The sequence below is a fragment of the Bradyrhizobium sp. WSM4872 genome (assembly GCF_055811715.1).
The window spans coordinates 134776-159599 of record NZ_JBVVPT010000007.1 but is presented as its reverse complement, the minus strand read 5'-3'; the positions used below and the strand labels follow the sequence as shown (position 1 = coordinate 159599).

The window sequence follows — 24824 nt, the reverse complement described above, 5'->3', positions numbered from 1 at the left end:
AGATGTGCTTGCAAACACAAAGCTTTTTTAACGACAAATCCGCCGGGGGACTGCCCCCCGGCGGATCATGTCAGGTCAACAATCGCAACCAGCCTTACGCCTTCATCGCGCCCTTCACGGCTTCGGCCGTGATCGGCAGGGCACGGACGCGGGCGCCGGAGGCGTTGAAGATGGCGTTGCCGATCGCGGGTGCGATCACCGTCACCGCGGGTTCGCCGACGCCGGTGGCCTTCTCGCCATTGGCGATCACGGCGATCGCGACCTCGGGCACCTGGCTCATGCGCAAGGGCGTGTAGCTGTCGAAATTGGTCTGTTCGATGCCACCATCCTTGAGCGTCGCCTTTTCGTACATCGCCAGCGACAGGCCCCACAGCGCCGCACCCTCGACCTGGGCGCGGATGTTGTCGGGATGCACCTGCGTGCCGACGTCGGTGGCGACCGTGAGCTTCTTCACGGTGACCTCGCCCGACGGTGCGACGGCGACGTGGGCGACGCAGGCCGTCCAGCTGGCGGTCGCGCGCTCCTGCGACGAGACGCAGGCCACGCCCATGCCCTCACCTTTCGGCAGCTTCCTGGTGCCGTAGCCAGCAAGGCCCATCGCGGCGAGCAACGCGTTGCGCAGCCGCTGCGCGCCGCCGTCGTTCTTGCCGGCGCCGTCGAGCAGCGAGATGCGGAACTGCGCGGGGTCCTTGCCCGCCGCCGCCGCGATCTCGTCGATCATGCTCTCGACCGCCCAGAAGGTCCAACCCGGCGCGACCGAGCGGAGCTGGCCGGACGGCGTCGCGTTGTGCGCCATCTCGTTCTTGATCGCGCGCACATGATGGTTGGGCACGGTGTAGAAGAAGTCGGCCCCGTTCACCGTGAAGGAGTCCAGCGGACCCTTCTTGTCGACCGAGGGCGTCAGGAAATCGGGAATGCCCCAGCGCTGAGTCGGCCAGGCCGAAACCACGTCGTGGCTGAGCGCGACGAGCTTGCCGTCGCCGTCCACGCCCGCCTTTACTTTTTGATAGGTGAGCGGACGCGAGAAATCCATCGTCATGTCGTTCTCGCGCGTGTAGATCACCTTCACCGGCCTGCCGATCGCCTTCGCCGCCTGCACCGCCGGAATCATCATGTCGGCATCGAGCCTGCGGCCAAAGCCACCGCCAAGCCACATCTGATGCATGACCACGAACTTCGGATCGATCCCGGCCGCACCCGCCGCGATCGCGCCGGAGCGCGTTGCGAACTGGTTGCCGGAATAGATATGCAGGATCTCGCCCTTGAACTCCGCCGTGGCGTTCATCGGCTCCATCGGCGCGTGGATGTTGATGCTGGTACTGTACTCTGCCTCCAGCACCTTGGCCGCCGTGCCGAACGCCGCCGCAGGATCGCCGTCCTTGACGAAGAACTGCCCGGAATCCTCCTGCTTCTGAAGCCGCTTGGCCTCGTCGAGCAGCGACTGGCTCGACACTTTCGCGTTCGGACCGCCGTCATAGGCGATCTTGAGCGCCTGCGCCGCCTTCTTGGCGTTGGCGTAGGTGCTGGCGACTGCGACGACCCAGCCCGAGGTCGTTCCGGTCTTGTCGTCGAGGGTGACGGCCTTGATGAAGCCCGGCACTTTCTTGGCGGCGCTGTCGTCGATTGATTTCACCGTCGCCCCGAAGCGTACCGGAGGCGTCACCACCGCGCCATAGGCCATGCCCGGCAGCATCACGTCGATGCCGTATTTGGCCGTGCCGTTGGTCTTGGAGGGGATGTCGAGCTGCGGCACCGACACGCCGATCATGGTGTATTGATCCGGCGTCTTCAGCACGATCGCCTTGAGCTCGTCCGGCGTGAAGGTTTTTGTCGCCTTGCCGCTCTTGACGACATCGGCGAACGACATCGTTTTCTTCGACTTCGGGTGCGAGATGATGGAATCGCGCACAACGAGCTCGGATGCCGGCACGCCCATCGCGGCGGCGGCGCCTTCGGTCAGGGCCATCCGTCCGGCGGCGCCGGCGCGGCTCATGGCCTCGAAGTTCATCATGGTCGACCAGCTGCCGCCGGTGATCTGCGCGCCGAGCACGGGATCGTTGAACTTCGGATCATTGGAGGCAAGCTGAACCCGCATGTCGCTCCATTTGGCGCCCAGCTCTTCGGCCACGATCTGCGCCATGGTGGAGGCGATGTGCTGGCCCATGTCGGCCTTGCCGCAGGTGACGGTGACGAGACCATCGGGCGCGATCGCGTACCAGACGCTCGGCTCGAAGTTCTGGGGCGCAGCGAGCGCCTCACCGATGCCGGGCACGCCGGCATAACCGAGCACGAGGCCGGCTGCTGCAGTGCCGACCAGGAAGGAGCGGCGGCTGAGATCTGATGTCTCAGGTGAGACGCTCTTGATGTGCTTATTCATGTGGGCCTCCGCTCGTTGCCGGTGGCGGACGCGGTGCGCATCTCGGTTGCGGCGCGCATGATTGCCTTCTGGATCCGTGAATAGGTCATGCAACGGCAGAGATTGCCGTCCATATGCGCCACGACCTCTTCCTTGGTCGGGTTGGGATTCTTCGCCAGCAGCGAGGCCGCCTGCATGATCTGCCCGGACTGGCAGTAGCCGCATTGCGGCACCTGCTCGGCGATCCACGCCTTCTGCAAGGGATGGTCGCCCTTGGCGGCGAGGCCTTCGATGGTGGTGATCTTCTTGCCGGCGACATCGCCGACCATGGTCTGGCACGAGCGCACGGCTTCGCCGTTGACGTGCACGGTGCAAGCCCCGCACAGCCCGGCACCGCAGCCGAACTTGGTGCCGGTCATCTGCAATTGCTCGCGGATCGCCCAAAGGAGCGGCGTGTCGTTCGCCGCATCCACGGACAGACTCCGCCCGTTGATGGTGAGAGTTGGCATAGGCGTCTTCCCCTGCCGGTGCATGAAGCCGCTTACGACGGCAACTTGTATTGGCGGACGCCCACCGGGCCGGCGCCAGCCTTGATCGCAAGAATGATCGCGTTCGAGCGCGGAGGCAAATGCAATTTGGAATCGGTCGAACAAACGCGACGTCTGCTCGTTGTGCGTCGCGAGAGCGGCGGTGATGCAGCGACTGAACGCAATAGAGTGCACGCCAAGCATGCAGGCCATCGCGGCACGGCAGTTTCCTCCGAGTAACCGACCGCGTTAGGATGAGCGAAGAAACGAGTTAACAGGGTGGATGCAATGCCTCGGATCGATCGGGACGGCGTCAAAATCTACTACGAGGTTCATGGCGAAGGTCCGCCGCTGCTGCTGACCCACGGCTACTCATCGACGTCGGCGATGTGGCATGGGCAGGTCGAGGCGCTTGCCAGGGATCACAAGCTCATCTTGTGGGACATGCGCGGTCACGGCCAGTCCGACTATCCCGACGATCCCGCCGCCTACAGCGAAGGGCTCACGGTCGGCGACATGGCGGCGATCCTCAATGCGGTCGGCACGGAGCGCGCCATCATCGGCGGACTGTCGCTCGGCGGCTACATGTCGCTTGCCTTTGCTCGCGCGCATCCAAAGCGCGTTCGCGCGCTGCTGATCATCGACACCGGCCCGGGCTTCAAGAAGGACGATGCACGCGAGGCCTGGAACGCGCGGGCGCTCGCCACTGCCGACAAGCTCGATCGCGAAGGGCTCGACGTGCTGAAGGCGGCGACGCGCGAGCGCGCCACCGCGAGCCATCGCAATGCCAGGGGATTGGCGCTCGCCGCACGCGGCATGCTGACCCAGCGCGACGCGCAGGTGATCGAGCTGCTGCCGGAGATCAAGGTGCCCAGCCTGATCGTGGTCGGTGCCGACGACACACCGTTCCTCGCAGCGTCGGACTACATGGCCGCGAAAATTCCCGGCGCACAAAAAATCGTGATTCCCGCCGCCGGACATGCCGTCAACATCGACCAGCCGCAGGCTTTTGTTGACGCGGTGCTGCCTTTCCTGAAGAACTTGCCGGAATAGGTCGGAAGGGAACAGTGGCGATGAAGCGAACGATGTTGGCTGCGGGCGCGGTGTTGCTGTCGGTATCCGCGCAGGCCGAGCAATTCGGCGGGACACCGCCCCGCCTGCCCTTCGTCGCGACCTTGTCGAACAACACGCCGCTCGCCTTCGGCATGGATGCCGGGCAAACCGCGCGCGCCCTCGGCCAGCCGCTGCAATACGTGCGCGGACGCCCCGGCAACGAGATCTATCTCGCGCTTCGCAACATCGGCGGCGGCGGACTGATCTCCAACCGTCACCGTCTGTTCCTGCAATTCCGTCATGGCCGGTTGGCGGGATGGAAGGAGGATTACGGCGAGAACTGGATGTGGGAGTGAGAGTGGCTTTTCATGACGCAGAGCAATCCTGTCTGCGCCATCATGCATTGAAGCTGCCACATGGCCGGGCTTGTCCCGGCCATCCACGGTCTTGCCTGCCTCACCAAGAACGTGGATGCCCGGGACGAGCCCGGGCATGACGAGTTTGTGGAACGAGCGGAACCCGCAATCGAAGACTAACTAAAAAGGACAACCCGCGTGGGACAAGACATCAAGCTGACGGCTTCCGACAATTTCCAGCTCAGTGCCTATCGCGCTGACCCCGCGGGCACGGCGAAGGGCGCGGTGGTGGTGATCCAGGAAATTTTCGGGGTCAACCATCACATCCGCTCGGTCTGCGATCGCCTCGCCGGGGAAGGCTATGTCGCGATCGCGCCTTCGATCTTCGACCGGACGTCGCCGGGCTTCCAGTCGGGCTACTCGCCTGACGAGATCGCGGAAGCGCGCAAGTTCGTCGCCAGTCCGGATTGGGACGCGATGCTGCGCGACACGCGGGCGGCGATCGATGCGGTGAAAAGCGTCGGCCCCGTCGGCATCATCGGCTTTTGCCTGGGCGGCAGCGTCGCCTTCGTCGCTGCGACCCGGCTGTCGGGCCTGAAGGCCGCGATCGGCTATTACGGCGGCGCCGTCGTGCGCTTTGCCGACGAGACACCCAAAGCGCCGACGCAGCTGCAGTTTGGCGAGAAGGATGCCGGCATTCCCCTGACCGACGTCGAGACCATCAAGACCAAGCGGCCGGACGTGGAGGTCTTCGTCTATCCGGGGGCGCAGCACGGCTTTCACTGCGACGAGCGGGCGAGCTACGACAAGGCCAGCGCCGACATCGCCTGGCCGCGCAGCATGGAATTTTTCGCGAGGCATTTGAAATAGAAGCGCGCGCGGCTGTCTTCGCTGTCATTTCGGGCTCGTGCTTCGCGCACCCGGAATGACGAGCAGGAATCGGGTGGCTGCATCCTGCCGCACGGCGATAGAGCTGGCTGATCAAGCCAACCCACGCCGGGAGATCGTGATGCAGCAAGCCAATACGAACATCGTCATCCGCAATCCGTTCGGCACCATGGACGTGCCCGCGCCGGATGATCGCGACGTCATGGATTACGCCGCAATCGCCACGCTTGCCGGCGATGTCGCCGACCTCAACGCGGCGGCTTGGGCAAAAATCGCGGCACAGTCAGACCCGCTCGACGGCATCTGGGCCAGCCGCTGGAATGGCGGCGCAGATCCGACCATTGCCGGCGATACGGCGCAAGCCTGGAAAGAGGGACGCGCGGAAGTGCGGGTCACAGGCGAGCGCATCTTCTTGCGCTTCGACTGGGACCATGGCCGCCGGCACGGGCTGATCGATGCGGCGCGCGATTGCGCGGGTCGCCTGGTCGGGAAATATATCAACCTGACCAATCCGGCGATCACACGGCCATGGGTTGGGCTGGTGGTCGATGCCACCAGGATCGACGGATGTTTTCCGAACGGGCGGCTGGATTTCAGGCGGTGAGCTAGAGCTTCGCTCGAAAGCGCTCTAGAACCAGCGCTCGCCGACGAACACGGTGTCGCCGGGACTCAAGGGAGTGCCAAGCGGCACCACGGCGCGCATGGCGCCGCCGGCTTCAGTGTGGGTGACGGTGACCACGTCGCGCTTGGCGCGGGGCGAGAAGCCGCCGGCAATCGCGACGGCGCTTTCGACCGTCATGTTCGGCACATACGGATACTGGCCGGGCGCGGAGACTTCGCCGAGAATGAAGAACGGGCGATAGGCCTCGATCTCGACGGCGACCGAAGGCTCGCGGATGTAGCCGTTGCGCAGCCGCGCGGCGATCTCGCCGGCAAGGCCCGCCGGGGTGCGGCCGCGTGCCGGCACGCCGCCGATCAGCGGCATCGTGATGGAGCCGCCGGCGTCGATCGCGTAGCTGTTGGTGAGACCTTCCTGGCCATAGACCACGACGCGCAGCCTGTCGCCGGCATCGAGATGGTAGGAGGAATCGTAGCGAACCGGCGCCGCCATCGGCGCGGCATAACCGACCGGCATGGGTGCAGGCGAAGAGGCAAAGGAATTGCTGAGTGCTGCGATGGCACCCCCGCCACTGCCGACGACGACCGGCTGCGGCGCGTTGTACGGCTGGCCATAGGCCATCGAATCGAGATCGGCGCGCGGCTGCACATAGGCGACGGGACCAGCGGTTTGCATGCAGCCGCCAAGGGTCAGCGCGGCGGACGCTGCCAGGGACGCTGCCGAGATCGACCATCGAAACGCGCGTGCAACCGGCACCGGACTTATCCCTCGAAACGAGACAGCTTCAGTGATGCACCGGTTATGGTTAATAAAGCGTTGAGGGGTGGGTGGCGCGACAGCAGCGTGCGCAACGGGACCTGGTGCGCTCCCTCTCCCGCTTGCGGGAGAGGGTTGGGGAGAGGGTCTCTCCAAGACGGGACAATCCCCCAGAGGATACAGCCCTCACCCGCCGCGCTCTTCGAGCGCGCCGACCTCTCCCGCAAGCGGGAGAGGTGCAGCGCACTCGTGGGTTGACCTACGCGCTCACGCCCACTCCGATCGGGCAGGACACGCCGGTGCCGCCCAGGCCGCAATAGCCGGCGGGATTCTTGGCCAGATATTGCTGATGATAATCCTCGGCAAAGTAGAATTCGCCGGCGGGTGCGATCTCGGTGGTGATGGTGCCGAGACCTTTTGCGGCAAGCGCCTTCTGATAGAGCGCCTTGGATTGATCGGCCGCTTTCTTCTGCGCGTCTGAAGTGGTGTAGATCGCGCTTCGGTACTGCGTGCCGACATCGTTGCCCTGGCGCATGCCCTGCGTCGGGTTATGGCTCTCCCAGAACGTCTTCAACAGCTTCTCGTACGACACCTTGTTCGGATCGAACACGACCAGCACCACTTCAGTGTGACCGGTGCGGCCCGAGCAGGTCTCTTCATAAGTCGGGTTCGTCGTGTGGCCGCCGGCATAGCCGACGGCGGTTGTGTAAACGCCATCGCCAAGCTCCCAGAACTTGCGCTCGGCGCCCCAGAAGCAGCCGAGCCCGAACACGGCCTGCTCGAGACCTGCGGGATAAGGCGGCTGCAACTTCGCGCCGTTGACGAAATGGGTGGTCGCGGTCGGAATGGCTTGTGCACGGCCCGGCAGCGCTTCCGTGGCGCTCGGCAATGCGGTGGTCTTGCGCATGAACAGCATGGACGGATCTCCAAGAACGAGCTGTCCGTCGCCTGGGGGCAAGGCGATGAGCCAAGCGCTCAGGCGGCGTGCTCGCGATCAGTTGGGAATATAGGTCTTTACGCGCGAAGGGGCAGCCCTGTTACGTGGCGCACGGGCCGGCTCTGTCGCGCGAAGCGAAAGCTCAATCTCGGGAATAGCCGATCAACGGCTTGCGCGGGCGGAACAGAATCATCAGGAGGATGCCGAGAATGCCGAGGACGGCGAAAACCGGCTGATCCAGCACCAGGCGGATCACCGAGGTCCAGAGCCAGGGCGCCTTGGCCTCGACCCAGGTCCGGAATGCCGTCTGGCTGGCCTGATTGATGTCGTTCCAGAACTGGCCGAAGCGGGTGAACCGCAGGGTCTGGTCGGCGACCCAGCGGGCGCCGTCGTAGACCATGAAGATGAACCCGCCGGCGAGCAGCAGCAGCCCAATCAGTCGGAAAAAGCCGCGGATCATGCCTCACCCTCTATAGTCGTCCGATCGGACGACCCTCGGAACGCCGCCAGCCAATACAAGGGAAACGGCAGAAATTCAACCTCTTCAGGGCGTTACGACATTCATCCCCACCCCGAGAGGCTGCTTGTCCAGCCCGGGAAAGCGTTGACGGTGCCAAAGACCCTCTCTATAAGGGCGCCAACTGGCGGCGGGCGCAATCCTGCCGCCGCTGTTCTTTGAGCAGTTGCAGGCTCCTTGGGCTTAGAGGCTCCTTGAGCTGAGAGGCTCTTTGGGCCTCAGAGACAGCCGCAAGGCCGTCGCTCTTGTTCCAGGAACAGCCTAGCAACCGAACACCCTAATTCCGAGCGTCGATTACGCGGTCAAGCAAGCCGGCGCTACCCGACCAAGACGCGACCGGTACCCGCAAAGGACATTGAGACCATGGCCAATACCACTTCCGCCAAGAAAGCGACGCGCAAGATCGCCCGCCGCACCGCCGTCAACAAGTCGCGCCGCACCCAGATGCGCGGTGCCGTGCGTAACGTCGAAGAAGCGATCAAGACCGGCGACCGCGCCGCAGCCGTGACGGCGCTGGCGAACGCCGAGCCCGCCTTGATGCGCGCCGCGCAGCGAAACATCATTCACAAGAACAATGCCAGCCGCAAAGTCTCGCGGCTCACCGCGCAGATCGCCAAGCTCGCCAAGTAAGCCGGCGAGTGATCTAGCAGCATTCGTTCGATCGGACGATCCGGTCGCACATCACATGCGTCAAACAGCCCGGCATCGCGCCGGGCTTTTTTGTTGCCGTCATACTCACGCAAGCAGTCACGCGTCGAGCGACCTCCGATCGGAGGATTGCGACGTTTGCAGCATGATGCGTCCGTAGTTTTACCTGCGAATGGTTTTGCAACAGCGGAAACTTCCACCGCGGTGCAAAAAGTCCTTGCGGGGCGGGCTCAAGTTGAATTCGCGGCGCCTGCGAGTTCTGCACACCGTAGTTTCCCCGGATCGCGAGACGCAATGGAGTTACCCTGTCAAACGAGACTCAAAAAACGATGTCTCGCTAATCACTTATCGACATAGTGAGGCCAAGCATTTGGAAAATTCGCCAGCGCGTCGTGCGCGTGACGCTTTTGTAAAAAATTTTTGGCGGTGGCGGAGAATTGTCACATGAAACGTGGCGTCTTCGATTCTGAGCACGATTCCAAAAACTTGCTCTGAAGCCTGTGCACAAGTCCGCGTGGCGTTAACGCAGATCAAGATTTTTGATGCCTCAAGTGTGAATCAATTCCGTTGCGAGTCTTCCCGCATAGTGTATTCCTTAAGAGGTCAGCGGCGCCCACGATCTTGAGACCAGCGCGGTATCGGAAACGGGGCGAGCGTGCAAATCGGCGGCGATGTGCACGTAGGCGGCGCTTCAACAAGCGATTGTCGGATCAAAACCCACAGCAATGTGGGAACGGTAGCTTTTTGTCTGAGTGTCTCCAAGCGGGATCTTTCTCTCGCGCTTAAGAGACATCTTGAAAGCTGCCCCGACAGGCATGATGGCGAGGCCGAGCGGACTAGTACACGGGCAGGCATCCGATGACGACGCGGGTGTCGTTTGGACACGCAGGACCTTGTCGTGAGCAATCACGGCAGGACGGGGAGGTATCATGTCTTACGAACTCAACGCGGTATTGAAACACATTTCGACTTCCAGAATTTCGACTTCCAGCGATGCCGTTTTAGATTCGTCGGACACCAAGCCTCCCGCGTGTCACGGAGCGCCGAGTACGCGCTGACCTCGCGACCCCTCCATCTCTAGACATTGCTGATCGGACGCGGCGTTTCCGCCGAACGGTCGAACCATGCCTGCAGATGAAATCGCTTGAGGTCCCGCCATTGCAAACATCCCTGGGCAGGTATCCCTGGCAGGAACTCTGCATGGCGCTCACCACGCAACCTTATCTCTCAAGAAAAGTTCTCAAATGATGACAACCCCGGAACAGGATCGCTGGTCACGCGTGAAGAGTCGGCTGCGCTCGAACGTTGGCGAGGACGTCTATACGAGCTGGTTTGCGCGCATGGATCTGGAAGGCGTCCAGGACGAGAGCGTGCGTCTGTCGGTGCCGACCCGCTTCCTGAAGAGCTGGATCCAGGCCCATTATGCCGAGCGCGTGCTGTCGTGCTGGCAGGCCGAGATGCCGGAAGTGCATCGCATCGATCTCACCGTGCGCTCGGCCGTGCGCCCCGTGGTTCAGCAGAAAGAAGCGCCCGCGCCGGTCGAAACGCGCCGCTCGCCTGCGCCGGAGCTGCGCTCCACCGCGACCGCGCCGGTCTCGGCCAATCATGATGCGCTCGGCGGCTCGCCGCTCGATCCGCGCCTGACCTTCGCAAGCTTCGTCGTCGGTCGCTCCAACACGCTGGCGCATGCGGCTGCGCGTCAGGTCGCCGAGGGGCGTCGCGGCGATCCCGTGATGTTCAATCCGCTCTACATCCATGCGGGTGTCGGTCTCGGCAAGACGCATCTCTTGCAGGCGGTGACCTGGGCCGGCAATTCCGGCAACGAGCGCAAGGTGCTTTATCTCACCGCCGAGAAATTCATGTACGGCTTCGTCGCCGCGCTGAAGACGCAGACGGCGCTCGCCTTCAAGGAAGCGCTGCGCGGCATCGACGTGCTCGTGATCGACGATCTCCAGTTCCTGCAGGGCAAGTCGACCCAGGCTGAGTTCTGCCACACGCTGAACGCGCTGATCGATGCCGGCCGCCAGGTCGTGATCGCGGCCGACCGTCCGCCGTCCGACCTCGAAAGCCTCGACGACCGCGTGCGCTCGCGGCTGGCCGGCGGCCTCGTGGTCGAGATGGCCTCGCTCGGCGAGGAGCTGCGACACGGCATTCTCAAGTCGCGCGTCGCCGCGGCCCGCGCCCATCATGCCACCTTCGAGGTGCCGGAGGAGGTGCTGACCTATCTGGCCCGCGCCATCACCCATAACGGCCGCGATCTCGAAGGCGCGATCAACCGCCTGCTCGCACACTCGAAGCTCAACAACCGGCCGGTGACGCTGGAGATGGCCGAGCACGAGGTGCGCGACCTGATCCGGCCGCAGGAGCCGAAGCGGATCAAGATCGAGGACATCCAGCGCGTGGTGGCACGGCAGTATAATGTCAGCCGCTCCGACCTCTTGTCCTCGCGCCGGACCGCCAACGTGGTCCGTCCGCGCCAAGTGGCGATGTATCTCGCAAAGACGCTGACCCTGCGATCGCTGCCGGAAATCGGCCGCCGTTTCGGCGGGCGCGACCACACCACCGTGCTGCACGCCGTTCGCAAGATCGAGGCCCTGGTTTCCAAGGACACGGCGCTGTCGGACGAGGTCGAATCGCTCAAGCGCCAGCTTCAGGAATAAACGCCTAGCCCTTATCCTTCCTTCCCGCCGCCCCGGCCCTGCCTGGGCGGCGGCCTTCTTCTGCCTGGGCGGCGGGCCCCGTCTTTGCGGGTAAATCGTGGGGAACTGTCGCGCAATCCCTTGAAACGGATGACTTTCCGCGCCACCTTGCGCGACCCTGACGGCTTTGGTCATATCGGCTGGATGATCCGGCCTTCCGGGGTCTTCGGTGCCGTGGCGCGCGTCCCGCCGCCCGGCTTTTCCAAATGTGTGTTTCCTTGGGGATCGGGCGAGTAGTGCAATGAAGGTTACGGTCGAACGCGCGCAACTCCTGAAGTCGCTGGGCCACGTCCACCGCGTGGTCGAGCGCCGCAACACGATTCCGATCCTCGGCAACGTGCTTGTTAGGGCCGAGAACGCGAAATTGTCGCTGAAGGCGACCGACCTCGACCTCGAGGTCACGGAAACGCTCGCGGCGGAAACCGCGACCGCGGGCTCCACCACCGTGCCGGCGCACATGTTCTATGACATCGTGCGCAAGCTGCCGGACGGTTCGCAGATCGTGCTCGAGGCCGACGGCGACCGCGCCGTGCTGGCGATCCGCGCCGGCCGCTCCCGCTTCACGCTGCAGACCCTGCCGGAGAATGATTTTCCGGATCTCGCCGCCGGCGACATGTCGCACTCGTTCAATCTCGCCGCCAAGGACGTCAAGCGGCTGATCGACCGCACCCAGTTCGCGATCTCCACGGAGGAGACCCGCTATTATCTCAACGGCATCTATCTGCACGCCGCAGGCTCCGCCAAAGCCGCCACCCTGCGCGGCGTCGCCACCGACGGCCACCGCCTCGCCCAGCTCGACCTGGTCCAGCCCAAGGGCGCCGAGGGCATGCCCGGCGTGATCGTGCCGCGCAAGACCGTCGGCGAAGTGCAGCGCCTGATCGAGGACAACGAGGCCGAGGTCACGATCGAGCTGTCGCAGGCCAAGATCCGCTTCACCATCGGCAATGTGGTGCTGACCTCGAAGCTGATCGACGGCACCTTTCCCGATTACGGCCGCGTCATCCCGCAGGGCAACGACAAGGAGCTCGTCGTCGACAAGAAGGATTTCGAGAACGCGGTCGACCGCGTCTCGACGATTTCCAGCGAGCGCGGGCGCGCCGTGAAACTCTCGCTCTCGCCGGGCAAGCTGGTGCTGTCGGTGACCAATCCGGATTCCGGCAGCGCGACCGAAGAGCTCGAAGTCGAATACGCGTCCGACGCCCTCGATATCGGCTTCAACTCCCGCTATCTGCTCGACATCGCCGCCCAGATCGAAGGCGCCGTCGCAACGCTCCGGCTCGCCGACCCGGGCTCGCCAACCCTGGTGCAAGACCGCGACGACAAGAGCGCGCTGTACGTGCTGATGCCGATGCGGGTGTGAGGGACGTGCTCCCTCGCGGACGCCAAATATTCCCTCATCAACCAAGCGCGATGCGCATTATCGCGCCCTCTCCCCTTGCGGGAGAGGGCAGCTCCGCTATCGGCCAAGGCCTCACTTGGGTGAGGGGTCCTCTCGCGGCACTTTCTATGTGGAGACAACCCCTCACCCGCCGTCGCTGCGCGACGGCACCCTCTCCCGCAAGGGGAGAGGGGAAGGGCAGCGCGCCCCAGCAACATTCAGAATGAGCGCCGATGCCGCGCGACCCACACCATCGGCCGACTGCCAGGCATCTTCGCCAGTTCGCCAAGAACATGCGGCACGAGCCGACGGATGCGGAAGCAGCGATGTGGCGCTTACTGAGGCATCGCCGGCTATCGGCGTACAAATTTCGCCGACAGGTTCCGATCGAGAACTACATTCTCGACTTCGCCTGCTTCGAGAAACGCCTCGTGATCGAGATCGACGGCAGTCAGCATGCGGAATCGCAACGCGACGCAGCGCGTGACGCAGCTCTCTCCACAGAAGGCTTTGTCATCGTGCGCTATTGGAACAATGACGTGTTGCAGCAGCCCGCTTCTGTATTGGAGGACATCCTTGCAAAGCTCGCCCTGCGGTAACATACCCCTCATCCGTCGCCTCACTTCGTGAGGCGCCACCCTCTCCCACAAGGGGAGGGGAAGAATCGCGGCCACGACGAAGATCTGATGACCCCCTCCCGCATTCATCGCCTGACGCTGACGCATTTTCGTAATTACCGGGCGGCGGGGCTCGAGGTGAAGGCTGACATGGTGGCGCTGGTCGGGCCGAACGGAGCGGGCAAGACCAATTGCATTGAGGCGATCTCGTTCCTGTCGCCGGGACGCGGCCTGCGGCGCGCGACGCTGGACGACGTCGCCGACAACCAGGGCGACGGCTCCTGGGCGGTGTCGGCACAGGTCGAGGGCGCGCTGGGCCTTGCCACGCTCGGCACCGGCATCGATCCGCCGCACGCAGATAGCCCGGTCAGCCGGCGCTGCCGCATCGACCGCGAACCGGTCAATTCGGCGGCGTCGTTCGGCGACCACATCCGCATGGTGTGGCTGACGCCGGCGATGGACGGGCTGTTCATGGGCGCGGCGTCCGAGCGGCGGCGCTTCTTCGACCGCCTGGTGCTTGCCATCGACAGCGACCATTCCAGCCGCATCTCCGCGCTCGAACGTTCGCTGCGTTCGCGCAACCGCCTGCTCGAGACCCGCAATTACGACGACCATTGGTGTGACGCGATCGAGCGCGAGACCGCGGAGCTTGCGGTCGCGGTCGCCGCGACCCGGGGCCAGACCGCGGCGCGGCTGACCGGCATGCTGAATGCCCGTGCGCAGGCCTCCGCCTTCCCCTCGGCGCAGATCGCGCTCGACGGCTGGATGGAGAACGCGCTGCTCAACGAGACCGCGACGTCGGTCGAGGACCGCTACCGCCAGATCCTGCGCGACAACCGTCCGCGTGACGCCATCGCCGGCCGCACCACGGACGGTCCGCATCTCACCGATCTCCAGGTGATCTACGCGCCGAAAAGCATGCCGGCGCGCGATGCCTCGACCGGCGAGCAGAAGGCGTTGCTGATCGGTCTGGTGCTGGCGCATGCAAGCCTGGTCGCCGAGATGACCGGCATCGTGCCGCTGCTGCTGCTCGACGAGGTCGTCGCGCATCTCGATCCTAATAGGCGCGCGGCGCTGTTCGCCGAGTTGCGCAAGCTCGGCGCGCAGGTGTGGCTGACCGGCGCTGACCCCGCCGCCTTCGCCGACATCGGCGCCGGGGGCGAGATCTTTGACGTCGAAAGCGGACAGTTATCGGCCCGGCGGTAGTCCCGCCGTTGAACCAGCCCCATTTCCGCCGCGACTAGTTGCGGGATGCGGCGCCGACGCTGTCGCAGCCGGTTTGCAATCGCGCAATGACATCACGCGCGAACCCCTGGAGAGTGAGATGCGGACGGTAGGGTCCGGGGCGCAGGCTCCGGCACGATGGTGGGCGTTTGCATGCGGCCTCGTCTTGCTCGCGACGTGCATGCTCGCGGCAAGCGCCGGCGCCTGGATGCCGCATCTCGCGCCGATGTTTTCGGCCGAACTCACGCCGGATTCCGATACCAGGCTGCCCGCGCCGACCCGCTACAGCTTTCGAGGAATCCACACCACCCTGATGCAGGGCGTCGAAGCGCCGCTTCGGGTCAAGCTAGAAGCCACCGTGCCCGCCGAGCTCGGCGACGTTCTCGCCTTCTACCGCAGGGAGCTCGGAAAGCTCGGCTGGCAGGAGCAGCACGATGGCGCCGTCCTCTCCGCTGATCACGTCCGGCTCGCGTTCGTCTCTCCGCTCGGGCCGGCCATGCTGGAGCTCGGCCGCAAGGACAGCAACACCTCGGTTCATCTCGCGCAGAAGAACTCGGATACAGCAACCCTGGCGAACGTCATGCCCGAACCGGGTCAGGCGAAGCTGGTGTTCAGCAATATCGGCGAGACGGAAGCCGTGCTCGGGATCAACGCGCGGATCATCAAGCGCGCCGCCGGCGCCAACGCCGTCTCGCTGGATCTGGCGCCCGGCCAATATTCCTACGAACTGGGCGTGCCCGGCCGTCCGGCCCACACTGACATCCTTAACCTCGCGGCCGGCGACGCCTGGGAGCTTACCGTCGGGCGCGACGGCGAGGCATGGTCGCCGCTCCAGCTGTATTGACCGGTCCGGAATCTTTGAACCTGCCCGGTTCCTGCCGCGACTTCTGGTCTGAGGCCCCCCCGACGGCGTCGCAGCCGTTGCAATCGCGCGCGCCCAAGCGCCCCGCGGCATCCTGGAGACGTAACAATGGCGATGGTCCCGCGCGGGATGCAAGTCCCGGCACGATGGCGGCTGCTTGCATGCGGTCTCTTCCTGATGGCGAGCTGCTCGATCGCGGCCGGCGCCGACGAGGGAATCGTCGACGTCCACGCGCTGCCGCAGCTCGAAGGTGCGGTGGAAGACACCTCGCGCCCCGATCCCTATCGCGTCGAATATCGCGTACCGACGCGGCAGGCCGTGACACTGCCCGCGGTCCAAAAGCTTCTGAGCGACAACGGCTGGGTGCCCTATGTGATGCCGCTGGAGGAGAAAAGCACGCTGCTGAAGTTCAGGAAGGGACGACAGGGTCTCTCCGTTCATTTCACGCAGGCGCTCGGACGGCCAGACCAGTCCGTGGTTTATTACACGACCGACCGGATCTACGGGAACGTGCCGTTTCCGGAAGGCGCCAGCGATATCGTGTTCGACGGGACCCGGCCCTACCTCGGCTGCATCGCGCCGACGCCGCTCGATGCAACGTCGGATTTCTATGCCAGCCAGATGACTGCGATCGGCTGGCAGAAGCTCACGCCGGAAACCGCTGCGCGCTGGACCACCAGCCTGGATGAGACCGTTCCCAACGGCCTGCGCGCGTTCTACGCGCATGCCGATAGCAAGGAGACCGGCTTCTATCAGCAGAAGCCCGTGATGCTGACGCTGACGCGCCGCGACGATGGCCGCACCCATGTCGATATCCGGGTCGCGCCCTTCGCGCTGCCCAGCGAGCTCAAGGCCGATAGCGATCTGGCCGGCCTGCCGCGGCCAAGCCCGACCAAGACGGCCAGGGGTCTCGGCGGCGCGAGCGACAACAAGCGCGAAATGTCGGCCGCCGCGATGGCCGAGTTGCCGCCCGTACTCGCCTTCTATCACCGCGAGTTCGCCGCGCGCGGCTGGCGGGAGGACGGAAGCGCGCCGCTCGCACCCGGTGATGAGGTCGCGATCAAGATCTCTTCGGCGGAGGAAACCGGCGTGCTGCGGCTCGGCCGCAAATATGATTTCACCATGGTCAGCCTGACCGCGCAGGTGAAGGACTCCGCGCTTGCCGCCCGCGCGAAGGCGAAGGAGGCCGACGAGAAGTTCCTTGGGGATGCTTTAGGTGCGGCCAAGCAGCTCATCACCGCCGACGAAGCCAGACGCAAGGTGCAGGCGGCCGCATTGTCCGACGCGCCGCTGAATGCGCTCCCCGACAGCAAGACTCCGGTGCCGCTGCCCGAAACCGCCGAAGGCGTGACATTTGAGGGCGACGACGGCAGGCTTGAATTCTCCTCGACTTCGAGCGTGAAGGCGCTTGCCGCGTTCTATCGCGCATCGCTCAAGCCAGCGGGCTGGAAGGAGCAACCTTCCGTCATCAACCAGCCCAACATGGCGGTGATGGAATTCTCCAAGAGCGGCAAGTCGATCTCGATGACCGTGATGCAGATGGGGCCGAAGGTGAACGTTAGCGCCAACGGCTCCGGTCTTGTTATCGTCGCGGCCAAGCCCGTCGAGGCCAAATCGACCCAAGCCAAGGCGGTCCAGGCCAAATCGAAGGAGCCGCTCACGCCCGATCCCGATTCGGCCCTGCCGGTGCCGACGCAGCACAGCTCGACCGGCATCAGCTCCACGAAATTTCCCGGCAGCGACCAGTCCTTCCGGACCGAGCTCGAAGCCAGCATCCCCGCCGAGCTTGGCGAGGTCCTCGCCTTCTATCGCGCGGAGCTGGCCAAGCGGGGCTGGCAGGAAAAGACCGACGGCGCGACCGTCACTGCCGAGCGGGCGGAGCTCGCGTTCACCTCGCCGCAGGGACCAGCCGTGCTGAAGCTCGGCCGCGCCAGGGATGAGACGACGGTCAGCCTGGTGCAGCGGAATCCGCAGGCCGCGGCCAAGGCCGACATCATGCCGAGGGCGGGACAGGCGAGGCTGATGCTCGGCAATATGGGGCCGAAGGAAGCATCGCTGACGATCAACAATCAGACCGTGAAGATCGCGGCCGGCGCCGGCGGTCCGCAATCGCCGAAAGGCCCGATGCTCGATCTACCGCCCGGCAAGTACCAGTACGCGCTGCGTCTGCCGGGACGCCCTGCTCGCACCGAGACCCTCACCGTTGCCGCCGGCGATGCCTGGGGCCTCCTGGTAGGGCCAAACGGAGACGTGCTGCCGCTTCAGATGTATTGAGCTGCAAGGCCGTTCCGGGGCGTTCCAGGCGCTTCGGAACGCCCCTCCTCCCCGCAAAATCCACGCCTTCCAGAGCCCGAAACGGCGCCTCGAATCGCGCTTTTCCCAAGCCGCCGAATCGGCCTTCGAAGGCCTTGAAAATCGGCCGAAAAATCCCATCTAATCAAAGGCTTGCCGGGAGATACTTTGCGCTAGGCGCAATCCGTCTTTCGTGGCACAAATAGCCCGCATATCAGCGCCTTTTGCGCCGCTGATTCGGGCGACATCTCGAAGGCCTCTCATGACAGAACCTGCTCGGCAGACGCCTGCCGAAAACGAACCCTCAAATCCGAGCGATTACGGGGCGGAATCGATCCGCGTGCTCAAGGGTCTCGACGCCGTTCGCAAGCGCCCCGGCATGTATATCGGCGACACCGATGACGGCTCGGGCCTGCATCATATGGTCTACGAGGTCGTGGACAACGCGATCGACGAGGCGCTCGCGGGCCACGCCACGCGCGTCGACGTGATCCTCAATGCCGACAATTCCGTCACCGTGCGCGACGACGGCCGCGGCATTCCGGTCGACATCCACAAGGGCGAAGGCATCTCGGCAGCCGAGGTCATCATGACCCAGCTCCATGCCGGCGGTAAGTTCGACCAGAATTCCTACAAGGTTTCCGGCGGCCTGCACGGCGTCGGCGTCTCTGTCGTCAACGCGCTGTCGAGCAAGCTCGGCTTGCGCATCTGGCGCGACAACAAGGAACACTATATCGAATTCGCCCATGGCGATGCGGTCGCGCCGCTCAAGGTGGTCGGCGATGCGCCCGGCAGGCGCGGCACCGAGGTGACGTTCCAGGCCTCGACGGAAACCTTCAAGAACATCGAGTATGACTTCGCCACGCTGGAGCACCGGCTGCGCGAGCTCGCCTTCCTCAACTCCGGCGTCAACATCGCCCTCTCCGACATGCGTCACGCGGTCGAGAAGCGCGAGGAGATGCATTATTCGGGCGGCGTCGAGGAATTCGTCAAATATCTCGACCGCAACAAGAAGGCGATCGTGCCGGCGCCGATCATGGTGCGCGCGGAAGCCAACGGCATCGGTGTCGAGGCCGCATTGTGGTGGAACGACAGCTACCACGAGAACGTGCTGTGCTTCACCAACAACATCCCGCAGCGCGACGGCGGCACCCATCTCGCCGGTTTCCGCGGCGCGCTGACGCGCCAGGTCAACGGCTATGCCGAGGCCAACGCGAAAAAGGAAAAGATCGCGCTCACCGGCGACGATTGCCGTGAAGGCCTCACCGCCGTGCTGTCGGTGAAGGTGCCCGATCCAAAATTCTCGTCGCAGACCAAGGACAAGCTGGTGTCCTCGGAAGTGCGGCCCGTGGTCGAGAACGTGCTGAACGAGGCGCTGCAGGCCTGGTTCGAGGAGCATCCCTCCGAAGCCAAGATGATCGTCGGCAAGGTGATCCAGGCGGCCGCGGCCCGCGAAGCTGCGCGCAAAGCGCGCGAGCTGACGCGCAAGAGCCCGCTCTCGGTCTCTTCGCTGCCCGGCAAGCTCGCCGACTGCCAGGAGAAGGACCCGGCGAAATCCGAGCTCTTCATCGTCGAGGGTGACTCGGCAGGCGGCAGCGCCAAGCAGGGCCGCAACCGCGAATTCCAGGCCGTGCTGCCGCTGCGCGGCAAGATCCTCAATGTCGAACGCGTCCGCCCCGACAAGATGCTGGGCAGCGAGCAGATCGGCACGCTGATCACCGCGCTCGGCACCGGCATCAGCGACGAGTTCTCGATCGAGAAGCTGCGCTATCACAAGATCATCGTGATGACGGACGCCGACGTCGACGGCGCCCACATCCGCACGCTGCTGCTCACTTTCTTCTACCGGCAGATGCGCGAGATCATCGACGGCGGTTATCTCTATATCGCCCAGCCCCCGCTCTATAAGGTCAACCGCGGCAAGTCCGAGCAATATCTGAAGGACGAGCGGGCGCTGGAAGACTATCTGATCGATACCGGTCTCGACGACTGCGTCTATATTCCCGGCAGCGGCGGCGATCGTACCGGCCGCGACCTGCGCTCGCTGGTCGACGACGCCCGCGCCGTCCGCGGCATCCTGCGCAGCCTGCACACCCGCTACAATCGCAAGGTGATCGAGCAGGCCGCCATCACCGGCGTGCTCAACAAGGCGATCTACGGCGATCCGGAGAAAGCTGCCGCGGCCGCGCAATACATCGCCGCCCGCCTCGACACTCTCGCCGACGAGGTCGAGCGCGGCTGGGTCGGTCAATATGTGGAAGGCCAGGGCTTCCAGTTCGAGCGCACGGTGCGCGGCGTCAAGGAAGTCGCTCTCATCGACGACGCCTTCCTGGGCTCGGTCGAAGCCCGCAAGCTCGACGAGTACACGGTGAAGCTCCAGGACGTTTATGCCCGCCCCGGCAAGCTGCGGCGCAAGGACGTCGAGCACATGGTCTACGGGCCGGTCGATCTGTTCGAGGCCGTCACCGACGCCGGCCGCAAGGGCGTCACGCTGCAGCGCTACAAAGGGCTGGGTGAGATGAACCCGGAACAGCTCTGGGAGACGACGCTGGATATCAATGCGCGATCGCTGCTCCAGGTGAAGGTCAAGGAGGTCGACGAGGCCGACGACATCTTCACCAAGCTGATGGGCGACGTGGTCGAGCCGCGCCGCGACTTCATCCAGGAACATTCGCTGAGCGCGACGATCGATATCTGAGATCGAGCGGCTCTAGGTCAAAGCTACCTGCCACGCGTTCGGTGCAACCTCTCCCGCTTGCGGGGGAGGTCGGCGCGAAGCGCCGGGTGGGGGCTTTCTCCTCGCCGGGATACGCTCCGTAAACTTCGACAATCCCATCGCGGGAGCACCCCCTCCCCAGCCCTCCCCCCCGCAAGCGGGAGAGGGAGCGCACCTGTGTCGGGGCTGCGAAGCGAGATCGAGCCGCGACAAGTGCAGAATTGCTCCCGCGCTCAATTCTCGGTAGTTTCCGCCTCCAAACCAGCCGCCCCACCCAACACGACAGCGAGAGACCCCGTGGCGCCCATCCAGTACATCGTCGAGGGCGGTCACCGGCTCTCGGGCTCGATCGAGCCGTCCGGCAACAAGAATGCGGCCCTGCCGATCATCGCGGCAGCCCTGCTCACCGAGCATCCGGTGACGCTGGAAAACGTGCCGCGGATCCGCGACACCGAGACGCTGGTCGAACTGATCCGCTCGGTCGGCGCTGCCGCGGAATGGACCGCCCGCAACACGCTTCATATTCACGCCAAGAGCATCCGCGCCGCCGATCTCGATCCTGAGCTATGCGTGCGCATCCGCGCCTCTATCCTGCTCGCGGGTCCCCTCCTCGCCCGCTGCGGCGAAGTGATGCTGCCGCCGCCTGGCGGCGACGTCATCGGCCGCCGAAGGCTCGACACGCATGTGCTCGCGCTCGAGCAATTAGGAGCCAAGGTCACCGCGACCGACCGGCTCGAATTCCGCGCTTCGAAGCTGACCGGCGCCGACGTGTTCCTGGACGAGCCCAGCGTGACCGCGACCGAAAACGCGCTGGTCGCGGCCGTGGCCGCCGAAGGCACCACCTATTTGCGCAACGCCGCGTCCGAGCCGCATGTGCAGGACCTCGCCAACTTCCTGGTCGCGCTCGGCGCTGAGATCGAGGGTATCGGCACCAACACCATGATCGTGCACGGTCCGGCGACGCTGGGCGGTGCGACCTACCGGATCCAGCCTGACCACATCGAGGTCGGCTCGCTGATCGGGCTTGCCGCCGTGACGCGTTCGCCGCTTCGCATCGTGCGCGCGGGCGTCGAGCATCTGCGCTCGATCCGCATGGGGTTCGAGCGGCTCGGCATCGTCTGCCGCATCGAGGGCGACGATCTCATCGTGCCCTCGAACCAGACGCTGAAGATCCAGGACGACTTTGGCGGCCACGTGCCGAAGCTGGAAGACCAGCCCTGGCCGGCGTTCCCGGCCGATCTGATGTCGATCGCGATCGTCACCGCCACGCAATGCGAGGGCGTGATCCTGATGTTCGAGAAGATGTTCGAATCGCGGATGTTCTTCGTCGACAAGCTGATCGCGATGGGCGCGCGCATCGTGCTGTGCGATCCGCATCGCGCCATCATCGCCGGTCCAAGCCGGCTGCACGGCGCGACAATGACCTCACCCGACATTCGCGCCGGAATGGCCATGCTGCTCGCGGCCGTCTGTGCCGAGGGCACCTCTACGATCAACAACGCCGACCAGATCGAGCGCGGCTACGAGCGCATCGACGAACGGCTGAATGCGCTCGGCGCGAAGATCAGGCGCGTGCCCGAGCGGAAGGGGTGAGGCGCTTCGGCTCCCAATCCGAAAATGGTCTCGTGCCCCGGACGCAGCGCAGCACGTCAGTGATGCGCTGCTGAGCCGGGGTCCACGCGGCCAGAAGCCGTGCCCGCAACTTCTGGATCCCGGCTCGCGCTTCGCGCGTCCGGGACACGAGGGCCATGTTTTCGTCGCTCGGTGGTGCTATTGGGTGATCATGCTCGACACCGTCCAGCCTCGTTCGCAGCCGCAAGCCGGCGTGCCGCCAAATCTTCTCGCCGGCGAATTCGTCGAGACGCTGCGGCTGGCCGTGCCGATGATGCTGACGCAGCTCGGGCAGATCGCGATGATCACGACCGATCTCGCGCTGATCGGGCGGCTCGGCGAGAGCGCGGTCGCGGCAGCAGCACTCGCGCATACAGTCTATTTCGTCAGCTTCACTTTCGGGCTCGGATTAATGGCGGCGGTGTCGCCGCTGGTCGCGCAAGCCTTTGGCGCCGGCGATATCAGGCGCATCCGCCGCTCCTTGCGCGTCGGCTTGTGGGTCGCGTTGCTGATCTCGCTGCCGATGATGGCCTCGCCGCTGTATGGCGAGCACATCCTGGTCGCACTCGGCCAGGCGCCGCATTCGGCCGCGCTCGCCCAGCGCTATCTGAATGGCCTCGCCTGGGGCATCGCGCCGGCGCTCGGCTTCATCGCGCTGCGCAGCATGATGAGTGCGGTGAACCGTCCGCAGGCCCCGCTGTGGATCACGCTCGCGGCGATCCCCGTCAATGCCGCGCTGGTCTACGCCCTGATCCACGGCCTGTTCGGCCTGCCGGAGCTCGGCCTGTTCGGCGCGGGGCTTGCGACCACCATCGTCAATCTCGGCACGTTCGTCGCCACGCTCGCCATTGCGGGGCTGCGCAGGCCGTTCGCGGATTATCGTCCGCTTGCCCATCTCTGGCGGATCGACTGGCCCCTGATGCGCAAACTGATCGCGATCGGCGCCCCGATCTCGTTCTCGCTGCTGCTGGAATATGGCCTGTTCTCTTCGGCCGCGCTGCTGATGGGATTGATCTCGACCACGGCGCTCGCGGCGCATCAGATCGCGCTCCAGGTCACCGCCGTGCTGTTCATGGTCCCGCTCGGCATCGGCATGGCGGCCACTGTGCGGGTCGGCCATGCCTTCGGCCGCGGCGACCCGGCCGGGGTGAAGCGCGCAGGTCTCGTCGCAGCTGTGATCGGGATCGCGTTCGTCTCGGCCCTGACTGTCGCGATCATCTTCGGCCGCTATCAGCTCGGACGGCTGTTCTTCGGCAGTGGCGAGGTGAGCATGCCGACCGTCGAGCTGACCGCGAAGCTGCTGCTGGTCGGCGCGACCTTCTTCATCGCCGATGCCATCCAGACCATCATGGGCGGCGCGCTGCGCGGCATCAATGACACCAGGATGACGTTGGTATTCGCCGCGATCGGCTATTGGTGCGTGGGCTTTCCCATCGCCTGGTACCTCGCTTTTCACGCCGATCTCGGCGCGGTCGGTGTCTGGATCGGACTGTCGATCGGATCGTTCGTCTATGCCGGACTTCTGATCTTGCGCTTCCGTATGCTGACGCGCAAACTGGCGGGATGAACGGAACCGTCCGCGAAGTTACCCCCGATGTCGACGCCGGCACGCTGCTGGCCGGTGCGCAGTTCATCGACTCCTTTCGCGTGGAGATCGGCCCAGCACCGGTGAATGCCCGCGAGGTCTGCACCAGGATGGTGTTGCACGGACCGCGCTGGATCGCTGCACTGACACGCCTGCGCAACATTTTGGTGACGCCCTTTGGATTGAAGACATCGGGCGAGGGCGCACCGGCGCCCGGAGGTTTGATCGGCCTGTTTCCGGTGCTGAGTGAAACGCCCGAGCAGCTGGTCGCCGGCTTCAATGATTATCATCTCGATTTCCGCATCGTGGTCGATGTGGCCGGCGAAGCGGTGCCGCGCCACGTCACCCTGACCACGCTGGTGCGGACCAACAATCGGCTGGGCCGCGCCTACCTCGCGCTCATCACGCCCTTTCACAAGCTCGTCGCCCGCAGCATGATGGGGCGGCTCGCGGAGCCGGCGCGATGACGCTCTCCCTCGACCTCTTTTACTCCTTTCGCAGCCCGTTCAGCTATCTGGCGCTGCCGAAAACGCTGAAGCTGGTCGAAACCTACGATCTGGCGGTGAATTTACGGCCGGTCTATCCGCTCGCAGTCCGTGTGCCCGGGTTTTTCAAGAAGGCCAGCCCGAACTTCATTCGCTATGTGGTGCTCGACAGCACGCGCGTGGCGCAGCACGAAGGCATTCCGTTCCGCTTTCCGAGGCCCGATCCGATCGTGCAGGACAAGGTCACGTTCGACGTCGCGGCGGAGCAGCCCTACATCCACCGCCTGACCCGGCTTGGTGCCATGGCGCAGCTCGAGGGACGCTCGCTCGCATTCACCGATGCGATCGCCCGCGTGCTGTGGGACGGCTCGGTGGCGGGCTGGAACGAAGGCGATCATCTCGCGCGCGCCGCCGACAAGGCCGGCTTCGATCTCGCCGCGATGGATGCCGCGATCACCGCCGACCCGGATCGCTACGAGCAGGTGATCACGGAGAACGAGAAGGACCACGCCGCCTCCGGCCATTGGGGTGTGCCGACCTTCGTGTTCGACAACGAGCCGTTCTTCGGCCAGGACCGCATCGATTTGCTGGTCTGGCGCATGGAGAGCAAGGGGCTGGCGAAGCGACAAGCCGCGGCCGTGAACCAACCTCTGCGTGCGTGCGACTGAGACGTTGCGCCCCAATCCCGGCGGCGCCTT

21 protein-coding genes are annotated in these 24824 nt (G+C 64.8%); 16 read left to right on the top strand and 5 right to left on the bottom strand.

The window, feature by feature from the left end; translation table 11 throughout:
* Nucleotides 1-94: 94 nt before the first annotated feature.
* Together AC0L3C_RS12640 and AC0L3C_RS12635 are read right to left on the bottom strand one after the other, a co-directional pair.
* On the bottom strand, nucleotides 95-2377 hold the full coding sequence (locus AC0L3C_RS12640; protein ID WP_473408133.1) for a xanthine dehydrogenase family protein molybdopterin-binding subunit: 2283 nt from the start codon (nucleotides 2375-2377) through the stop codon (nucleotides 95-97).
* Nucleotides 2374-2865, bottom strand: coding sequence for a (2Fe-2S)-binding protein (locus AC0L3C_RS12635; RefSeq protein WP_211395185.1), 492 nt, complete (start codon nucleotides 2863-2865; stop codon nucleotides 2374-2376). Before AC0L3C_RS12635 ends, AC0L3C_RS12640 begins: the two co-directional genes overlap by 4 nt.
* Nucleotides 2866-3171: 306 nt before the next feature.
* Between AC0L3C_RS12635 and AC0L3C_RS12630 the strand changes: the two genes are divergently transcribed.
* The 4 genes from AC0L3C_RS12630 (at nucleotide 3172) to AC0L3C_RS12615 (ending at nucleotide 5784) form a co-directional block, all read left to right on the top strand.
* Nucleotides 3172-3936, top strand: coding sequence for an alpha/beta fold hydrolase (locus tag AC0L3C_RS12630; RefSeq protein WP_473408132.1), 765 nt, complete (start codon nucleotides 3172-3174; stop codon nucleotides 3934-3936).
* Nucleotides 3937-3956: 20 nt separating this feature from the next.
* Entirely contained in the window at nucleotides 3957-4292 is a 336-nt protein-coding gene (locus tag AC0L3C_RS12625) for a hypothetical protein (protein WP_473262370.1), read from the top strand.
* A gap of 198 nt (nucleotides 4293-4490) precedes the next feature.
* The gene (locus AC0L3C_RS12620; protein WP_473408131.1) at nucleotides 4491-5162 is read left to right on the top strand and encodes a dienelactone hydrolase family protein; all 672 of its coding nucleotides are present in this window, start codon (nucleotides 4491-4493) and stop codon (nucleotides 5160-5162) included.
* Between the two features lie 139 nt (nucleotides 5163-5301).
* Nucleotides 5302-5784 carry a hypothetical protein gene (locus AC0L3C_RS12615; RefSeq protein ID WP_473262375.1) on the top strand — a complete coding sequence of 161 codons (483 nt, stop codon included), beginning with the start codon at nucleotides 5302-5304 and terminating at the stop codon, nucleotides 5782-5784.
* Nucleotides 5785-5808: 24 nt separating this feature from the next.
* On the opposite strand, the gene AC0L3C_RS12610 is transcribed toward AC0L3C_RS12615, so the two are convergent.
* The 3 genes from AC0L3C_RS12610 to AC0L3C_RS12600 form a co-directional block, all read right to left on the bottom strand.
* Nucleotides 5809-6555 carry a polysaccharide biosynthesis/export family protein gene (locus AC0L3C_RS12610; RefSeq protein WP_446480418.1) on the bottom strand — a complete coding sequence of 249 codons (747 nt, stop codon included), beginning with the start codon at nucleotides 6553-6555 and terminating at the stop codon, nucleotides 5809-5811.
* A 259-nt stretch (nucleotides 6556-6814) separates the two neighbouring features.
* Nucleotides 6815-7471, bottom strand: coding sequence for a peptide-methionine (S)-S-oxide reductase MsrA (gene msrA / locus AC0L3C_RS12605; RefSeq protein WP_473408130.1), 657 nt, complete (start codon nucleotides 7469-7471; stop codon nucleotides 6815-6817).
* Between the two features lie 163 nt (nucleotides 7472-7634).
* A complete protein-coding gene (locus AC0L3C_RS12600; RefSeq protein ID WP_007616084.1) occupies nucleotides 7635-7952 on the bottom strand; it encodes a hypothetical protein in 318 nt (105 codons plus the stop codon).
* 420 nt (nucleotides 7953-8372) lie between these two features.
* Between AC0L3C_RS12600 and rpsT the strand changes: the two genes are divergently transcribed.
* The 12 genes from rpsT to AC0L3C_RS12540 all read left to right on the top strand — a co-directional run bounded on the left by rpsT (nucleotide 8373) and on the right by AC0L3C_RS12540 (nucleotide 24794).
* Nucleotides 8373-8639, top strand: coding sequence for a 30S ribosomal protein S20 (gene rpsT / locus AC0L3C_RS12595; RefSeq protein ID WP_007598259.1), 267 nt, complete (start codon nucleotides 8373-8375; stop codon nucleotides 8637-8639).
* 1265 nt (nucleotides 8640-9904) lie between these two features.
* Nucleotides 9905-11317: a chromosomal replication initiator protein DnaA gene (gene dnaA, locus AC0L3C_RS12590; protein ID WP_026233035.1), complete on the top strand. Its 1413-nt coding sequence runs from the start codon at nucleotides 9905-9907 to the stop codon at nucleotides 11315-11317.
* 280 nt (nucleotides 11318-11597) lie between these two features.
* Nucleotides 11598-12716 (top strand): DNA polymerase III subunit beta, encoded by a 1119-nt coding sequence (gene dnaN, locus AC0L3C_RS12585; RefSeq protein WP_473262382.1) that lies wholly within the window; start codon nucleotides 11598-11600, stop codon nucleotides 12714-12716.
* A gap of 251 nt (nucleotides 12717-12967) precedes the next feature.
* A complete protein-coding gene (locus AC0L3C_RS12580) occupies nucleotides 12968-13333 on the top strand; it encodes an endonuclease domain-containing protein (RefSeq protein WP_473408129.1) in 366 nt (121 codons plus the stop codon).
* A gap of 87 nt (nucleotides 13334-13420) precedes the next feature.
* Nucleotides 13421-14557, top strand: a complete 1137-nt coding sequence (recF, locus tag AC0L3C_RS12575; RefSeq protein WP_473408128.1) for a DNA replication/repair protein RecF — start codon at nucleotides 13421-13423, stop codon at nucleotides 14555-14557.
* 118 nt (nucleotides 14558-14675) lie between these two features.
* Nucleotides 14676-15419, top strand: a complete 744-nt coding sequence (locus AC0L3C_RS12570; protein WP_473408127.1) for a hypothetical protein — start codon at nucleotides 14676-14678, stop codon at nucleotides 15417-15419.
* A gap of 126 nt (nucleotides 15420-15545) precedes the next feature.
* Nucleotides 15546-17711: a hypothetical protein gene (locus AC0L3C_RS12565; protein ID WP_473408126.1), complete on the top strand. Its 2166-nt coding sequence runs from the start codon at nucleotides 15546-15548 to the stop codon at nucleotides 17709-17711.
* Nucleotides 17712-17991: 280 nt separating this feature from the next.
* On the top strand, nucleotides 17992-20427 hold the full coding sequence (gene gyrB, locus AC0L3C_RS12560) for a DNA topoisomerase (ATP-hydrolyzing) subunit B (protein WP_473278461.1): 2436 nt from the start codon (nucleotides 17992-17994) through the stop codon (nucleotides 20425-20427).
* 315 nt (nucleotides 20428-20742) lie between these two features.
* Nucleotides 20743-22038, top strand: a complete 1296-nt coding sequence (gene murA, locus AC0L3C_RS12555; protein ID WP_063992128.1) for a UDP-N-acetylglucosamine 1-carboxyvinyltransferase — start codon at nucleotides 20743-20745, stop codon at nucleotides 22036-22038.
* 190 nt (nucleotides 22039-22228) lie between these two features.
* Nucleotides 22229-23623, top strand: coding sequence for an MATE family efflux transporter (locus tag AC0L3C_RS12550; RefSeq protein WP_473408125.1), 1395 nt, complete (start codon nucleotides 22229-22231; stop codon nucleotides 23621-23623).
* Nucleotides 23620-24108: a DUF2867 domain-containing protein gene (locus AC0L3C_RS12545; protein WP_473262396.1), complete on the top strand. Its 489-nt coding sequence runs from the start codon at nucleotides 23620-23622 to the stop codon at nucleotides 24106-24108. The genes AC0L3C_RS12550 and AC0L3C_RS12545 overlap by 4 nt, the downstream gene beginning before the upstream one ends.
* The gene (locus AC0L3C_RS12540) at nucleotides 24105-24794 is read left to right on the top strand and encodes a 2-hydroxychromene-2-carboxylate isomerase (protein ID WP_473408124.1); all 690 of its coding nucleotides are present in this window, start codon (nucleotides 24105-24107) and stop codon (nucleotides 24792-24794) included. Before AC0L3C_RS12545 ends, AC0L3C_RS12540 begins: the two co-directional genes overlap by 4 nt.
* Nucleotides 24795-24824: the final 30 nt, after the last annotated feature.

Coding starts and splice junctions, on each gene's coding strand:
- AC0L3C_RS12640 (WP_473408133.1), bottom strand. CDS start 2,377: ATGAATAAGCACATCAAGAGCGTCTCACCTGAGACATCAGATCTCAGC.
- AC0L3C_RS12635 (WP_211395185.1), bottom strand. CDS start 2,865: ATGCCAACTCTCACCATCAACGGGCGGAGTCTGTCCGTGGATGCGGCG.
- AC0L3C_RS12630 (WP_473408132.1), top strand. CDS start 3,172: ATGCCTCGGATCGATCGGGACGGCGTCAAAATCTACTACGAGGTTCAT.
- AC0L3C_RS12625 (WP_473262370.1), top strand. CDS start 3,957: ATGAAGCGAACGATGTTGGCTGCGGGCGCGGTGTTGCTGTCGGTATCC.
- AC0L3C_RS12615 (WP_473262375.1), top strand. CDS start 5,302: ATGCAGCAAGCCAATACGAACATCGTCATCCGCAATCCGTTCGGCACC.
- msrA (WP_473408130.1), bottom strand. CDS start 7,471: ATGCTGTTCATGCGCAAGACCACCGCATTGCCGAGCGCCACGGAAGCG.
- AC0L3C_RS12600 (WP_007616084.1), bottom strand. CDS start 7,952: ATGATCCGCGGCTTTTTCCGACTGATTGGGCTGCTGCTGCTCGCCGGC.
- rpsT (WP_007598259.1), top strand. CDS start 8,373: ATGGCCAATACCACTTCCGCCAAGAAAGCGACGCGCAAGATCGCCCGC.
- dnaA (WP_026233035.1), top strand. CDS start 9,905: ATGACAACCCCGGAACAGGATCGCTGGTCACGCGTGAAGAGTCGGCTG.
- dnaN (WP_473262382.1), top strand. CDS start 11,598: ATGAAGGTTACGGTCGAACGCGCGCAACTCCTGAAGTCGCTGGGCCAC.
- AC0L3C_RS12580 (WP_473408129.1), top strand. CDS start 12,968: ATGCCGCGCGACCCACACCATCGGCCGACTGCCAGGCATCTTCGCCAG.
- recF (WP_473408128.1), top strand. CDS start 13,421: ATGACCCCCTCCCGCATTCATCGCCTGACGCTGACGCATTTTCGTAAT.
- AC0L3C_RS12570 (WP_473408127.1), top strand. CDS start 14,676: ATGCGGACGGTAGGGTCCGGGGCGCAGGCTCCGGCACGATGGTGGGCG.
- AC0L3C_RS12565 (WP_473408126.1), top strand. CDS start 15,546: ATGGCGATGGTCCCGCGCGGGATGCAAGTCCCGGCACGATGGCGGCTG.
- gyrB (WP_473278461.1), top strand. CDS start 17,992: ATGACAGAACCTGCTCGGCAGACGCCTGCCGAAAACGAACCCTCAAAT.
- AC0L3C_RS12550 (WP_473408125.1), top strand. CDS start 22,229: ATGCTCGACACCGTCCAGCCTCGTTCGCAGCCGCAAGCCGGCGTGCCG.
- AC0L3C_RS12545 (WP_473262396.1), top strand. CDS start 23,620: ATGAACGGAACCGTCCGCGAAGTTACCCCCGATGTCGACGCCGGCACG.
- AC0L3C_RS12540 (WP_473408124.1), top strand. CDS start 24,105: ATGACGCTCTCCCTCGACCTCTTTTACTCCTTTCGCAGCCCGTTCAGC.